14 protein-coding genes are annotated in these 13733 nt (G+C 63.5%); 4 read left to right on the top strand and 10 right to left on the bottom strand.

Annotation, left to right across the window (positions count from 1 at the left end; all coding sequences use genetic code 11):
- Positions 1–104: 104 nt before the first annotated feature.
- Positions 105–1436 carry an ApeA N-terminal domain 1-containing protein gene (locus tag AC1DBN_RS19460; protein ID WP_477723978.1) on the top strand — a complete coding sequence of 444 codons (1332 nt, stop codon included), beginning with the start codon at positions 105–107 and terminating at the stop codon, positions 1434–1436.
- Positions 1437–1816: 380 nt separating this feature from the next.
- Here AC1DBN_RS19460 and AC1DBN_RS19455 read toward each other — a convergent pair whose 3' ends face one another.
- Positions 1817–2251 (bottom strand): hypothetical protein, encoded by a 435-nt coding sequence (locus AC1DBN_RS19455; RefSeq protein WP_477723977.1) that lies wholly within the window; start codon positions 2249–2251, stop codon positions 1817–1819.
- Between the two features lie 157 nt (positions 2252–2408).
- Here AC1DBN_RS19455 and AC1DBN_RS19450 point away from each other — a divergent pair, with 157 nt between their 5' ends.
- Positions 2409–3206 (top strand): response regulator transcription factor, encoded by a 798-nt coding sequence (locus tag AC1DBN_RS19450; RefSeq protein WP_477723976.1) that lies wholly within the window; start codon positions 2409–2411, stop codon positions 3204–3206.
- A gap of 57 nt (positions 3207–3263) precedes the next feature.
- On the opposite strand, the gene AC1DBN_RS19445 is transcribed toward AC1DBN_RS19450, so the two are convergent.
- From AC1DBN_RS19445 to AC1DBN_RS19435, 3 genes are all read right to left on the bottom strand, one after another.
- On the bottom strand, positions 3264–3659 hold the full coding sequence (locus tag AC1DBN_RS19445) for an Hpt domain-containing protein (RefSeq protein WP_477723975.1): 396 nt from the start codon (positions 3657–3659) through the stop codon (positions 3264–3266).
- Positions 3656–4318: a signal peptidase I gene (locus tag AC1DBN_RS19440; protein ID WP_477723974.1), complete on the bottom strand. Its 663-nt coding sequence runs from the start codon at positions 4316–4318 to the stop codon at positions 3656–3658. Before AC1DBN_RS19440 ends, AC1DBN_RS19445 begins: the two co-directional genes overlap by 4 nt.
- A 97-nt stretch (positions 4319–4415) precedes the next feature.
- Entirely contained in the window at positions 4416–5036 is a 621-nt protein-coding gene (locus tag AC1DBN_RS19435) for a TasA family protein (protein ID WP_477723973.1), read from the bottom strand.
- 1283 nt (positions 5037–6319) lie between these two features.
- On the opposite strand from AC1DBN_RS19435, the gene AC1DBN_RS19430 reads away from it, so the two are divergent.
- Both AC1DBN_RS19430 and AC1DBN_RS19425 read left to right on the top strand, forming a co-directional pair.
- Complete coding sequence (locus AC1DBN_RS19430) at positions 6320–6811, top strand: universal stress protein (RefSeq protein ID WP_477723972.1); 492 nt, start codon at positions 6320–6322, stop codon at positions 6809–6811.
- Between the two features lie 931 nt (positions 6812–7742).
- Positions 7743–8669: a response regulator transcription factor gene (locus tag AC1DBN_RS19425; protein ID WP_477723971.1), complete on the top strand. Its 927-nt coding sequence runs from the start codon at positions 7743–7745 to the stop codon at positions 8667–8669.
- Positions 8670–8721: 52 nt separating this feature from the next.
- On the opposite strand, the gene AC1DBN_RS19420 is transcribed toward AC1DBN_RS19425, so the two are convergent.
- The 6 genes from AC1DBN_RS19420 to AC1DBN_RS19395 all read right to left on the bottom strand — a co-directional run bounded on the left by AC1DBN_RS19420 (position 8722) and on the right by AC1DBN_RS19395 (position 13678).
- The gene (locus AC1DBN_RS19420; RefSeq protein WP_477723970.1) at positions 8722–9090 is read right to left on the bottom strand and encodes a response regulator transcription factor; all 369 of its coding nucleotides are present in this window, start codon (positions 9088–9090) and stop codon (positions 8722–8724) included.
- Positions 9091–9095: 5 nt separating this feature from the next.
- Positions 9096–9767 carry a hypothetical protein gene (locus AC1DBN_RS19415; RefSeq protein ID WP_477723969.1) on the bottom strand — a complete coding sequence of 224 codons (672 nt, stop codon included), beginning with the start codon at positions 9765–9767 and terminating at the stop codon, positions 9096–9098.
- 61 nt (positions 9768–9828) lie between these two features.
- Positions 9829–11253, bottom strand: coding sequence for a glycosyltransferase family 2 protein (locus AC1DBN_RS19410; RefSeq protein ID WP_477723968.1), 1425 nt, complete (start codon positions 11251–11253; stop codon positions 9829–9831).
- 343 nt (positions 11254–11596) lie between these two features.
- Positions 11597–12409: a hypothetical protein gene (locus tag AC1DBN_RS19405; protein WP_477723967.1), complete on the bottom strand. Its 813-nt coding sequence runs from the start codon at positions 12407–12409 to the stop codon at positions 11597–11599.
- Positions 12387–12908, bottom strand: a complete 522-nt coding sequence (locus AC1DBN_RS19400) for a hypothetical protein (protein ID WP_477723966.1) — start codon at positions 12906–12908, stop codon at positions 12387–12389. Before AC1DBN_RS19400 ends, AC1DBN_RS19405 begins: the two co-directional genes overlap by 23 nt.
- The gene (locus AC1DBN_RS19395) at positions 12905–13678 is read right to left on the bottom strand and encodes a hypothetical protein (RefSeq protein WP_477723965.1); all 774 of its coding nucleotides are present in this window, start codon (positions 13676–13678) and stop codon (positions 12905–12907) included. Before AC1DBN_RS19395 ends, AC1DBN_RS19400 begins: the two co-directional genes overlap by 4 nt.
- Positions 13679–13733: the final 55 nt, after the last annotated feature.

Below are 13733 nucleotides of genomic sequence, written 5' to 3'. Positions count from 1 at the left end.
CGCGTTGAGTCCTCGCCGCCATTCCCTTAGGAAGCGCGACGAGTGCTATGAAACCGCGCGTTGCCACTTGTGCACAGTACACACACGATGAAAGAGGAGAGCTCGTGCCGAACGAGTTACTCAAGGGAACGCGCCGATCTGGTGACTTCTACGACACCTATGAGGACACTCCCGAAGTCAAGGTAACGCTTGAACGGTCGGACGCAGGCATTAGCGTCACAGTGCCTTGGTCCGACCCGAACGTACCCTACGCGGCTTGGTTCATGGGCAACGGCCGATCCTTGTCTGGCGTTGGATCTCAAACAGAATATAAGCCCCCGCCGAAACGCGTAGTGTTTCACGATTCCCACGGGACCATACTTCTGATTCGGTGTCGGGCACGCGGATACCACGCGAATGTCGGAGGACCGGGGAGCGGAAAGCTGTGGGCTCAAGCGGCGATCATGGGTGTGCGGGAAGATAAAGAATTCGACCGGCCACAGGGGCTGCAAACCGAGATATCTGGACTCCGTGAATGGCTGGGAGTCACCTCCTGGGAGGAACAACATGAATATGACGGAGGCAGTCTCAAGGTCACTCTGACCTCGCTCGAAACGCAGGAGTTGAAGGTGAGAGAGCACGCTGGAATAACCCTCGATTTTAGGTCAGGTTGGGAGGTCGTCCCGGAAACAGAGCAAGATCGTCGAGTCCTTCTTGACCATCTGAGGTGCACCACCCGCAGTGCTGAGCCGATGGATTGGGATGTTCACATGCAACTTCACCGTGCGGTTCGCGACCTGCTCGCCATATCGAGGTGGCGCGAAGAGTCCTGCGTCGCGGTCCGTGCCCTCCGCGAGGATGATCCCTTGACCACCTTGGACGGAAAAACTCACGGAGAACAGTGGCGCGAAGTCGTAGTTGCGGATGACGAGCGGACCCCTGCGCCAAAGAACTATCACCCGCACCTCTTGCAGTACCAGGACCTTGGCCTCGAAGGCATCGACAGCTGGGTAGCGCTCAGGAATAAGTTCGCCCGTGCTCTCGACCCGGTCATCACGAGCCTTGAACTCCGCAACACCACCCCTCAGACACGCCTTGCTCATACAGGGCCGGGCGTAGAGGCATTGGGGTACCTGCTTATGATCCGGGACGGGGTGGAGATAAAGAAGGCTGCCAAAGCCACGCTACAAGCACGGTTCGAACGGATCCTTTCTGACCTCGGTGAGTGCCTGCCCTTCGATGGCCCAGACTGGGCGAAGCAGACCGTTGCGACATACAACGCTTTAAAGCACGCCAATCGGATTCTGCCTGATGACGTCGATGTGATGAACTCCTGGGCTGAGAGCGTAATGGTCGTCCGAGCTTGGGTCGCGCTAGAGCTTGGCATCTCGATGGACGAGGTGAAGTCGCGACTCAAGAATGACAAGCAGCCGCGCCATTTCGTGAAGGTCGACTAACCACCTGCCTCCAAATAGGAGTCAGGACGGGGTCTAAGAGTTTCCAGCTCCACCGTCAGACAAGGGGAAACCGTACTCTACCTTGACGCCTTTTGGCCCATTTCCTGACGTCAGGTTGGGGTGTACTTCAATGTGACCGTCAAGGATGCCCTCAGCGGGCGCCGTCGTGGTTCAAGGCGCAAGCGTCCCGCATACATGGCCAGCGACGAAGCCAGACCGCCTATATTCCGGTGATCGGCATGCTGGGCTTACCCCAGAATTCCTGCTGGCTCCGGGGGTGATGCCACGTAGTTTCCACCGGTGCATTGAAGCAACGAAGGCCGCATTCGGTGGTCCGACCGGAATTGAGGACACACCCGAGTACCTGTACGGCCACCTGGTCAGCAGGTGTAGGTGCCCTTGTAGGGAGTTCCGGTCCACGTTCCCACGAGGGCGCTGAGTTCGTAGGTGAAAGTGCCATTCCTGAGGGCGGACGGTTTGGTCATGCTGATGGTGTTCGCTGTGAATGTTTGGGACAGCGAGGTGCCGTCGGGCGCGATGACCGTGAGCTGGTAGGCCGTGGCGCGCGGCACCTTGCCGAAGCTGGTGACGTTGATGGTGGAGCCGAAGGGCTTGGTGGTGTCGCAGGAGTAGGTGCCGCCGAGGGTCGCGGGGGCGGCGATCACGTAGGTGGACGTGGTGAACGGTGCGGAGGCTGTGGCCCTGAACGCGGCCTGGGCCATGGCGGGAGTGGCTGCCAGGAAAAGGGCCACGACGAAACCGGCAACAAGACGGCGTAGATGCCGTGCTGCGCCTGAGTGCCTTGACGTGCCCATGTTCCGCTGCTGCCTTCCGTGGTGATTGCCTTGTTTCAATTCTGGCCCCCTGGCTTCAACACCCGCATGTGGGCAGTTCAAGGTTTCCTCAAGAATCTTCGCGACTCCCTGCCCCCGTGCGGGGAACAGGGGCGGGCTGTCTGAAATGCTAAGGCTCATGCAGAATGAATCCGCCAACCGCAAGGCCGTTGTTGTTGAAGACGACAAGGACATCCAGCTGCTGCTGTCCAGGACGCTCAGCATGCAGGGCTTTGATGTGGTGGTGGCGGGAAACGGTGTAGACGGGCTGGCCCGGATCCGGGAACACCATCCGGAACTGATCACCCTGGACCTGAACCTTCCTGACCTGGACGGGACCGAAGTGTGCCGGCGGCTGCGCGAATTTTCCGACGCCTACGTGGTGATGATCACTGCGCGCGTGGAGGAGATCGATGAGCTCCTGGGCCTGCAGATCGGTGCCGACGACTTTGTGACCAAACCGTTCAGCCCGCGGGCCCTGGGCGCGCGCATCACGGCCATGTTCCGGCGGCCCCGGCCGGGGATCCGCGACGACGGTTCTGCAGTGCTTGCAGGGTCCGCCACTGCCGAGCTGGAGCAGCCTGCGGCGCCCAAGCAACCGGCCAGTGATGAGGCCGATTCCGGGGCGAGCGTTCACGGGCCGGTTCGTGTGGATACGGAGTCCCGGACTGTCCACGTGGGTGGCAACGAAATTGTGCTGACCCGGACTGAATTCGACCTGCTGGCGGCGTTCGTTGGGGCGCCGCGCCGGGTTTGGACCAAGGAATCCCTGCTGCGGCGTGTGTGGGGTGATGAGTGGGCCACGGACGAGCACCTCGTGGAGGTCCATGTCGGTAACCTGCGGCGGAAGATCCGCGCCGGCGGTTCCGATACCCAGATCATCCGCACTGTGCGCGGAGTGGGGTACGGCCTGGTGCCGCCGTCGTCCCTGTCTTGACGCTGTTGTCCTGACCCGCCGCCGTCGGCCGTGTCCTGACTCAGCCTGTACGGGTGGCTACTGGCCGGCGAGCAGGTCTTCGATGGCGGCGGCCACGGCGGCGGCGTCCGCGCTAAGCCGTGCTGCCACTTCGCGGGCTGCGTCGAGTGAGCCGGTTTTGAGGTGCTGGTTGATCAGCCCGGCATCACGGACCAGCTGCTGCGCCCCGATCATGGCCGCTGAGGATCCGAGGGACAGCGCTGCGGTGCGGGCTGCCTGCACGCGGGTGTCCGCGAGGGGTTCTTCGATGGCCTGCACCCGTTCCGGCAGCATCTCCACAAACACCGCGGCGAACTGGGCCGCGGCTTCGGGTGAGGCGAGCTGATCGGCCAGGTCGGTGAGGCAGGACCTGTCCAGCACTGCGCCGGCGTCCTGCCCGGTGGGATGCGGGACGTCCGCAGTGGCGTTGCTCATGCGGGAATGGTAGCCGGAAGTGCCGTGCCGTGGGCGGAAGCGGGGGATTCTTTGGGCTTTGACCAGATGCTGGTCAGCAGCAGCAGGACCAGGATGCCCGGGGCGCCGTAGAGGAGTACTTTCCCCACTACCGGTGAGCGGAGGGCACGGATGGCATCGCCCAGGTGCGGGATAACGGCCACGGTAGTGAAGGCGTGGTCCTCGGCCATGATGGCGGTCCAGGGGTCCGCGCCGTTGTTGGCATCGCCCTTGGTCTGGATGGTGGTGGAGGCGCCGGCCCGCGTGACGCCGGTGATGCGGTGGGTCTCGATCCGCTGGTCCTCCACGGGGATGTGGTACGTGACGATGTCGCCCACCTTGAGGTCATTGACCGGTGTAGGGACGCTGACCACCACGTCACCCGGGTTGATCAGCGGCGACATGGACCCGGTCAGCATGGTTGAGGTCTGGTAACCGAACACCCTGGGGCCCACCGCAAGGAACAGGAAGGCTGCCGTGGCCACCACCATGATGCCCACCATCAGGACCTTGCCGGCCAGTTTCGCCGTGCGCTTCGCGATCCCTGTCAAGGTCCGGATCGCTGCGGCGGCGGTGGGGTACGAGGGCGCGGCGGCCGCGGCGCTCCGCCGTCCGGGGTAGGACTGTGTCTGCGTGGTCATGATGCCCTCGGTTCAGGTCTGGTAGGGGTTCTTGATTCCGCGGCGCGGATGCCTGGGCATCCGCGCCGCCGTGCGGAACGGCTGGTGGCGGAACAGGTTACTTGCTGTTGGCGGTGCGCTGCGTGCCGGTGAAGCTGAAGCCGACGGTGCTGGACAGGCCCTGGAAGGAGTTGTCAGCGGAGGCCGGCAGCGTCACGGTGACGCGGAGGTTGTCAGCGGCCGCGGAAGTCACGGAGTTCAGGCCGGCCAGCGCCATGTTGGCACCCACGGCGGCACGGGGAGCGAGGACCTGGGTGACCGTGCCGGCGCAGGTGTAGGTGAAGGCGGGGGAGATGCCGGCCTCGGTCCACGGCACCGAGCAGGCATCCACGGTCAGCTGGAGGCCGTTGACCGCATCCGTGTCCAGCTTGGACGTGGGCGAGGCCACCGTGGTCAGGGTGATGGCGGAGAGGTTCTGGTTGCCCGTGTTGGAGAGGGTAACGGCACGCTGGACGGTGTCGCCGGCAACCAGACCGGTTGCTGCGACGGACAGGCGGTTCGCGGCGGTGCCGGTGGCACCGAGGGCCACGTTGACCGTGCCGGAGGCGACGGTTTCGCTGGCGCTGGTGGTGGAGGTGAAGGCACCGTAGGTACCCAGGCCTGCAACGGAAGCTGCGGCGGCAACCAGGGCGGTGGAAGCGAGGACCTTGCCGGTGGTGGACTTGAGGTTGAGACCCATGATGGTGATCCGTTTCGTGATGGCCGGCCTGTGCGGCCTGCGGACTGTGTGCCAGCCCCATCGGCTGACAACAACAACTTTGCCGCCCCAGTTTCAAGGCCAACCGGGCATCACCGACAAGAAAAGTTCAAGACTTCTTCAACTTTCCGCAACAGGGCGCGGGAGGCACCAGCGTTGGTTCGCTACCGGGTCCCGCCCGCGCGGTACGCGTCGCTGGGAACTCGGTCAATTCAGCACAATTCCAGTCCCCAGCTGCTCCTTCGGTGCCACAGCCTCTTAGACTGATAGGGCTGGTGGGAACGCAACGTCCGACTCACTATGGAACGAGCCCTGCAGATGACATCCGCTCAGGAAGCCCACCTTCCGGTGGTGAACCAGTCCTTCCTCTTCCGGTTCTGGTCCGAAAGGGAGAAGGGCTTCGGCTGCAACGGGGCTTTTGTATCGAACTTCGTCAAAGCCTTGCCATTGCAGCTCAGCAGCCTCCGGCTGGCACTGACCACCGCTGACCTGCCGGGTGCACTGGCGGTGATCGTGGCCGTGAAGGTCTCCGGCCAGACAGTAGGCGCTGAGCAGTTAGTTGCACTTGCCGGGGATGTGGAAGCCGAAGTCCGCGGCGCGGCAACACAGCGGACATGGCCGATCGGCTGCCTCAGGTTGCGGCGAAGTTTCTGCCGCTCCTCGGCAGGTGCTGTCTGCAAACCCTGCAGCGGCTCAGGGATCCGAACATCCCTTCGGCTGCAGCTTCCGTGCAGATCCCGGTTGCCGGCTTTTGACATGGCGTCAACGCATTGAGCAGCCCCACGTGATGGCCAGAGCCTCGGGGAGCAGTACCCTCCATTCGTCACACTCCGTGGCAGGTCCAAGCCGCCATCCCGGGCCAGCGAGGGTATCCATGCCTGCTTCACCTGCGGATACTCGTGCCTGGATGGGATGGGCTCGCTGCCCGCTCACGCTGGCCGGGCGCAGGGGAGCGCGTTTCCGGTTTGACCAGTGTGAGCAGGAGAAGGGAGAGTGTGGGCAGCCGCTAAGCAGAGGCGGTGGTGTGGAAACCTCTGGAGCAGCTCGGAAGCACACCAGTTCACTGGGGTCCGCCGTCGCCCCGTGTCATGCCGGGACGGCGGCGTATCTTTTGGGCATTGCCGAAGGATGGGGAAGGCCGCTGGGCTTTTGCCATGGCGGGCGTTGTCGCGGGTGTCATTTTGGCAGTTCGAATTGGGACCGGTGCCTCGACGGAGTGCTGCATACGCTTTAGGATTGCGGCGTGCATGTGCGCCTGAACTGTGATGGGTAACGTCGGCGGTCGCAAGCGAGTGCCGGGCGATGCTGCCCCATGGGCACCGCAGCGGGTGAGGGGACCAGTACTGGCCGGCGTCGTTCCGGACCAGCCGCTGGAAATTGTGCACCGGGCGGTGGAGCTCGCCCTCAGCCTGGACGTGAAGCTGATCTGCGCCTACGTGGATGTCACGAGCTATTTGTCTGGTGAGTCGGTGACAGGACCCGGGGATGATTCTGAGGGGGTCAGTGCGGGCATCCGTGCCGGGCTGGAGTTGATCTTGAACCAGGCAGGGGTCCGCTGGTCCTTTCGTACGCTTTCCGGGGCCCCTGTCCGGGCCCTGAGCGAGTTCGCGGAATTCGCGGATGTGTCAATCATTATTGTCGGGACGCGCGAACAGAGACTCGGCGTCCGTCTGGAGCAGTTGCTCGTGAGTTCTGTTGCTGTAGAGCTCACCCATCACCGGGCACGGCCCGTTCTGGTCGTTCCGCTTGCCCGGTAGACCGGCTTAGGCTGCCTGCGCTCCCACCGGTTCCCGAACAGAGGATTTTACCTGGGCCGTCCAATGCCCGGTCTGCTCCTGCCGCTGCGGCAGCTGTGGATAGGAAGGTGCGATGGCATTAGAGTGGGCCCACGAGACCTGCGTGGGCGTCCACGCGCCGGGAGGAAGGACATTATTCGGGCCGGTGGTGATCGTTGCCTGACGCAGGAAGGCCCCTCTTATCCCGGTGGGGCTTTCCCGTGTCAGGGGGTTGTAGGTTCCCGGCAAGAGGCGGCAATGCCGGTCGGAGGGTTCCGTCCCGCGTCAGCTTCATTGGTGACACGGGACGGGGTTATGGTGCCGGCGACGGCTGGGGGTGGGGGTGCTCCGGTCTCAGTAAGCACCCTTTCGCCGCCGGCACGGTCTGGGTGGGTTTGTTTCAGGATCCGTGACGGTTGCACCGGAGGACGTGAACCGGTGCTGACTTCAAACCTACGGGTTCTCATCCGTGATGCACGGGTAGCCGGTACCTGTCTTGGGAGCCTGCGCAGCGTGGCGGTACTTGGCGGGGCCGGCTGGGTACTCAGGGGAGGCCGGGCAAAGATGTTCAGGATGCCCCGCTGGCGGGTCCGGATGATGTCGCCGGGGCGCAGGCGTACCGAACCGTTCGAAGGTCAACGCCGTCGTCCCCTGGCGCCGGGCCTGTGTCCTTCCGCGCCAGGGCGGCCGGAGGGGCCTGGCCCGGTGATGATTGGTCAAGAGTGGCTCAAGATCGGCTGAACCCGCAGGACGTCCTCCCTCGCCTGGAAGGGCTGGGCAGGACGTGGTCAGCGCCGCGAGGCGGAAGCTGCTAGCAGGGCCGTTGACATGGTTTTCCGGGATTTTGGTCAACCCTGCCAAAGGTTAGCTTTACAGCTGACTGGCCGCGGCATCTATCAGGGAACCGGCACTGATGAAGTCAAGAACCGGTCAAGAGTCTCTCAGGTTTTGCCCGTTTGGGATCTGCGGCCTTGAGGGCAGGGTGTTAGCGTGCTGCCATCCCAAGCGCATGGTCTCAAGAGGGGGCTCTCCAGTGGAAAAGCGCACCATGGCAATTATTGAGGACGATACGGATATTCGTTCGGTGCTGGCCGGGATTTTCCGTGAGGCCGGCTTCGACGTCCATGTTTTCAGGACCGGCCTGGAAGGTGTTGAAGGTATCAGCGAACACCGTCCGCAGGTGGTGATCCTCGATCTGAGCCTTCCTGATATTGACGGGTTCGAGGTGTCCCGCCGCGTCCGTCTCTTCAGCAACGCCTACATCCTGATGTTGACTGCCCGCACTCACGAGCTGGATACCCTCCTGGGCCTGGAAGCGGGGGCCGATGATTACCTCACTAAACCGTTCCGACCCAGAGAGCTTCGCTACCGTGTAGAGGCGCTGCTGCGCCGGCCGCGCATCCGCGGCGGATCGGTGAGCCTGACCGATTCCCCGCTGGCGGATCCAGAACCGTCCGGCGGGTCAGACTCTGCGGCCGGTATCTCGGCGGTTCGGGAGCCGTCGTTTCTCGAGCACAACGGGTTGCGGCTGGATGTTCGGGCCCGGACTGTTGAGGTCGACGGGTCAGAATTGAAGCTCACCCCCTCGGAGTTTGACCTGCTGCACGTCCTGCTGGCCGGCGGCCGGACCGTGCAGGGAAAGGAAGACCTGGCCCAGGTACTTCGTGGCGGACAGCCCGCCGCCGGCGGGTTTGGCCGGGAGGCGGACGAACAGGTCGTGCAGGTGCACATCGCCAACCTGCGGAGGAAGCTTGGTGATGCTGTTTCCAGCCCCCGGTGGGTTGAAACCGTCCACGGCTTCGGATACCGCCTGGCAGCCAACCTGGCTGGCTGGACCTGAGCTTTCGCATCCGCGGTGAAGTTTCCGGGGAGGCCCTGCAGCCGCGCACGGGTCACGCCGGGCGGCGCAGCAGGGCCTGGACGTGCGCCAGTAGAACCTTTGGCTTCACCGGTTTGACGAGGTAGCCGTCCGCGCCGCGTCCCAGCCCGCAGATCAGGTCACCGAGTTCATTGCTGGTGCTCAGGATCAGTATCGGGACGTTGCTGAACTGCCGGATCCGGCGGACGACTTCCTGTCCGTCAATGCCCGGAAGCTGCAGGTCTGTGGTGACCAACGAGGGGGGATCGTCTGAGACCGCATCGATGCCATCCTGGCCGGTGCCCACGGTCCGCACGCGAAAACCGCCGTCCTGGAGGGCCGAGCTGATCTGGCTGCTGAGCTCCGGGTCGGCTTCAATGACGACCGCAGTGAGGGTATTCATGGCAACTACTTCTGCGTGGTCGGGGCCGGTTCCGGCGTCAATGCTCCAGCAGCATACCCGATCGTGAGGGAGTCCATCACGGTCTGCCGGGTGAACACCCCGGAGCCTGGCGCAGTTTCGGTCATCAGGTCGAACGTGAAAACGATACGTGTGCTGTCCGCGCCGGGGTGTTCCGGCACGAGGACGGCGGAGGAGTAAGACTGAGGATCTCCAATGGCGAAGTCACCGGTGTCATTGGCCAGGACTGCGTTAAGGGCATCGACTCTGGCGTTGAAGCGGGTAATCTTCACCGACCTGTCCCCGACGGCGCCGGCTACCTTGGCACTGATTTGAATAATGGGCGAACTGTCGGGGGTCCACGTCGATGTGTTTTCGGTTGTCCAGTAGTCCACCGCCAGCTGGTTGCCGGCAGCCCCTAGGCGGTGGGACGCTGAGCCACCGGCCAGGTCGTTCCGGATCTCCCGTGCCGGGGAAGCCGAGACTGGTTCAGGTGCCCGCGTCACCGCTGCGGCTTGTTCTGCTTCGGCGACCGGCGCCCCCGTCGGCCCGGGCAGGCCGGGGACGGAGCAGCCGGACACGGTCAGGACGGCGGCCAGGGACAGGACCGGGAGGGCCCTGGAAGCGTGCAGCCGGGGAAGGGAACGGGGTCTGGGTGCGGCGTGGCGTGCGTTGGCCATGGAAGGGTTCCTTTGGTCAGGTGCTGAGGGCAGGCGGGAAGGGCGTTGTGCGCATGGCGGGTTAGACGTGGAAGCCCCGGTGGCCGCGGAGGGCCTTGCGGAGCATGAAGACGGTCTGGACCATGGTGGTGATATAGAGGACGGGCCAGCCCATGGAGAGGATGGCGGACCTGAGGTCCACCGACATCTGCAGCCAGGCGAAGATCACGCCGGCGGCGATGACGGCCAGGACGATGGCCGGCATCAGGTGCGCGGACCCGGCGCCGCGTTCGGCCCTGGCCTGGGCGGCCCAGTTGTCCGTTTGGGCTCTGGCGAAAAACTTTGACCAGGCCCGGACGAAGTGCCCCATCCGGAGCCAGAGGTAGGCCTCGGCGGGGAAGGCCAGCAGGGCGAAGGCGATGTCCCGCCCCGATTTTCCCTTGATCGACAGGGCGATCCGAAGGTTCAGGATAATAGCCACAACCGGGGGAATGAGCCATACCGGGTAGAAGACGTAGGCGTTGATGCTCAGTGACGCGGCCAGCAGCATCAGGAAGGAGATGCGGGTGAGGATGTTGAACACCATCGAGATGTTCTCGCTCCACCGCAGCCGCAGGTTCGGATGCAGGGGCTGGCCAGGGGTGTTGCTGCGCTGCCCCGGCCACATGAGGTCGATCGCTCCGTAGTTCCATTTCACCTGCTGTCCGTCCAAGGAACGCAGCGTGTCCATGCCACCCACTGAGGCCCGCGCGGCTGCGGAGATTTTCGTGGCGTACCCCAGGTTCTTGATCTGCAGGGACAGCAGGGAGTCTTCGACCTCGGAGTCTTTGACCCAGGGGGTGGACTGCCGGTTGTCGACCATGACGTTTTTTAGCGCTTCCATGGACAACAGTGAGCACTGCCCGCCCAGGACGGCCATGTTCCGGCCGCGGAGCAGGTTGTCCATGTTGAAGGCAGCGAACTGTGCCCTCTGCCCGGCGGTGAGGAACTTGGCGGTCAGACCTTTCTTCTCGGGTTCGGCGACGGTGTAGATGGCTGAGATCCCGCCGATGCGCGGGTCGGAGAGGATTTCCTTTTCCAGGTGTTCGACCGCGTAGGCATCCACGACGGTGTCTCCGTCCACGCCGAGGAAGTAGTCGAAGTCATCGCAGACCTGCGCGAAGCCGTAGTTCAGGGCTCCGACCTTCTTGTCTTTGTTCACCCCGATGTCGTGGATAAAGACCTCGGTCATCTGGGTGGTGTCCCGGTAGGTTCGCTGATGCGGGCCGGCGAAGTCACGGGCCACGAAGAAGGTCTCATCATCGGAGTTGTTGATCACGACATGGATCACATCCGGCAACCGGGTCTGGTCCAGCAGCGCGGTCAGGACCTCTGCGATGGTCTCTTCTTCGTTGTAGGCAGGGATGACGCAGGCGATGGTTGCACGGGTGTTGTCCTGGTCCTGCTCCGGGCCTCTGACGACGGATAGGTAGCGGGACTCGGTCAGTGTTTCAGGTGTTGCGGTCACAGGTGTTTCCTCCGGCACGTGATGAATGGGTGTGCTCAGTTTGGAAAGCCCGGATCAAGGCAAACCCCCAAATGCCTTTTACCTCAGCCAAGGGATTTCCGAAGATCACCTGCAGGAACCGTTAAGAAAATCTTCACCCGCCGGCATCGGCAGACACGGACAGACCTGCGTCACCCGGGACGGGCCGCGCCCTAGCCCGTTTCCTTCGCGAACAGCATCACCTGTGGCACGTCGACACGGGCAACCAGCGCTGGCAGGACCGGAGGACAGGCAACGTGGCGGAACCGTGCGTGCGGGAGACGGCGTGGCCCGCGTACAAGGGTTGGTGCTGGCCGCAGCGGGTCTACCCGCCCAGGGAGAAGACGAGCCAGATGAGGGCTGGATAGGCCGCGAGGTAAGTGAAAAAGAACCCGTTCAGTCCCATGGCAACCCAGCAGCCAAAGTGGAAGAGAGCACCGATGGTCACGAGGGCGAGCCCTAAGGGTATGGAAGGGTAGAGGATGGTGATGAATGCCGTTTCGAAAACCATGACAGCCCAGCCGCCGAGGGCAAGCAGTGTCGGGGGAACCACGTTCACGGCCCAGGGCCATCCGTAGCAGCGGGTTCGGAGGATATTTGCCAGGGCTGTACCCGAACGCCAGGGTTTGCCGAGGAACTTCGAGACCCCTGAAATCTCGTACCCGATGATGAGGTCAGCGCAGATCAGGCCGGCGAAGACCGTCGCGGACACGTCGTTCGGGAAAAGGGTGTAGCCGAAGACCGCCAGGGAAAGGACGAGCATGAGCTGGTCGGCACCGTCCCGTCCAAGGGGAAACCGCAGGGACATCAGGAGAAGGTAGACCACAGCGATACACCCGCACACGGCGGACGCCGGGGTATGCCAGGTGAGAACGACACCGAATGCGGCCAGCACCCCGGTGACCACCAGGGCAGCGGTCATCCTGTTGCTAAGGAACAGGCGGTCCACGGGGCGGAGGGCGGCAGTCTTCAGGACGCTTCGGCGCAGGCGCAGGACATTCCAGTCGAGCAGGCCGCCCCGCCCGGTTTCTCCGGACCGGATGAGCCTGAGCCATTCGGTGCCGGTGATCGCTGAGCTGAGGAACAGGCACCCGGCAACCCCCAGCAGTGCCTGGTCAGCTGACAGTGGGGTGGACATCGGAAATGGCCAGCATGTCGACGGCCTCGGCGCCGTCCTGATGATCGAGCCGCAGTAAGCCAAACTGGATGCTCGGCCACCCGGGCGCAGCGCTGGTGCATGTGCTGAGGGCGATCAGGTAGGGCACGGAGGTTGCGATCTCGGTTCTGGTCTCCTGTGCTGACCGGCCCCGGCGGGCGGAGTCAATGGTGATGTACATCGACCCCAGATCCACCAGGGCTTTGCGGATCCGCCGGTGCGGATCCGTGAGGTGGAGCCGCATGGCACGGTGCGATGTCCGGACCGGATTCCACACTTCCCCGGCACTGCGCCGGGCAACGAGGTAATAGTCTGCCGTATTGGGTGTGGGGGCGAAGTATGCGGTGTCGTGCACGACCAGCAGAACGTCCCTGCCCGCGAGCTTTTTCCACAGGACGGGCACCGCGCGCAGCGAAGAAAAGGCGATGAGCGTGGCTGTCGCAGCGCCGACCAGGACCTGCAGGACCAGCAGGACCGTCACCGGGAGGGCTTGGCGAAGTCGTTCGCTCGGATGGCGAGCAGCCTCTCCACGGCCAGCCGCGGGGCCAGTTCTCCGATGATGGGGTCAGGGTCGGTGTACCACTCCCTGTCATTCCAGGACGAGGCGCAGCTCGTCGCTGCCGTGGCGACAATGGCAACGGTGACCGCGACAACGACCGGGGTGGCGGTGACCGTGCAGGCCACCAGATTGGGGTCCACCCCGACACGGATTTCAGTTTCGTCAACCCCGATCCTGTCGAGCACGCCGCGCGTGACATCATCGATTTTTGGTTCGTGAACAACAACAACGACATCCAATTCCTGGCCAGCCCGGCTCTCATCAAAGAATTCCGCGACGGAGAATTGCTCGTTTTCCACACCCCCGCCCAGATAAGGGTGGATAACGCGCGTGAACGTCCTGTCATCGGCGGTCAATGCGCTGGCAAGGGTGCGTCCGCCGTAGGAAACATCCACAAAAGATGATGATTCGGCAAGGGCATTGGACAGGGCACCGATGCCCCTGCGGTAGCCCTGGATAGCTTTGTTACTCTCCGAAGCCACCTCGCTGATCCGGTCTACATCACCCGCTGCGATGGCTTCCTCAATCCGGTCCAGAGACCCCTTGACCCCAAACAGGACGGTCAAGGACCCAGGGGGCGCCAACTCTGTTGCATCGCCGTCCAGGTGATAAACCCGGGGAGTTAATTCCCTGGCGGACCGTGCCGACCTCAGCGAATTCACAACCTGGCTGACGTCCAACAATTCAGACATGACTGCCTCCTGCAGACTGCAATGGGACCTTAATAGTGGACCCGGCACCCTGCCG

It is taken from the genome of Pseudarthrobacter sp. 10T415 (assembly GCF_056394175.1).
Note: the sequence above shows the minus strand (reverse complement) of the source record. Positions and strands in the feature narration are given on the sequence as shown.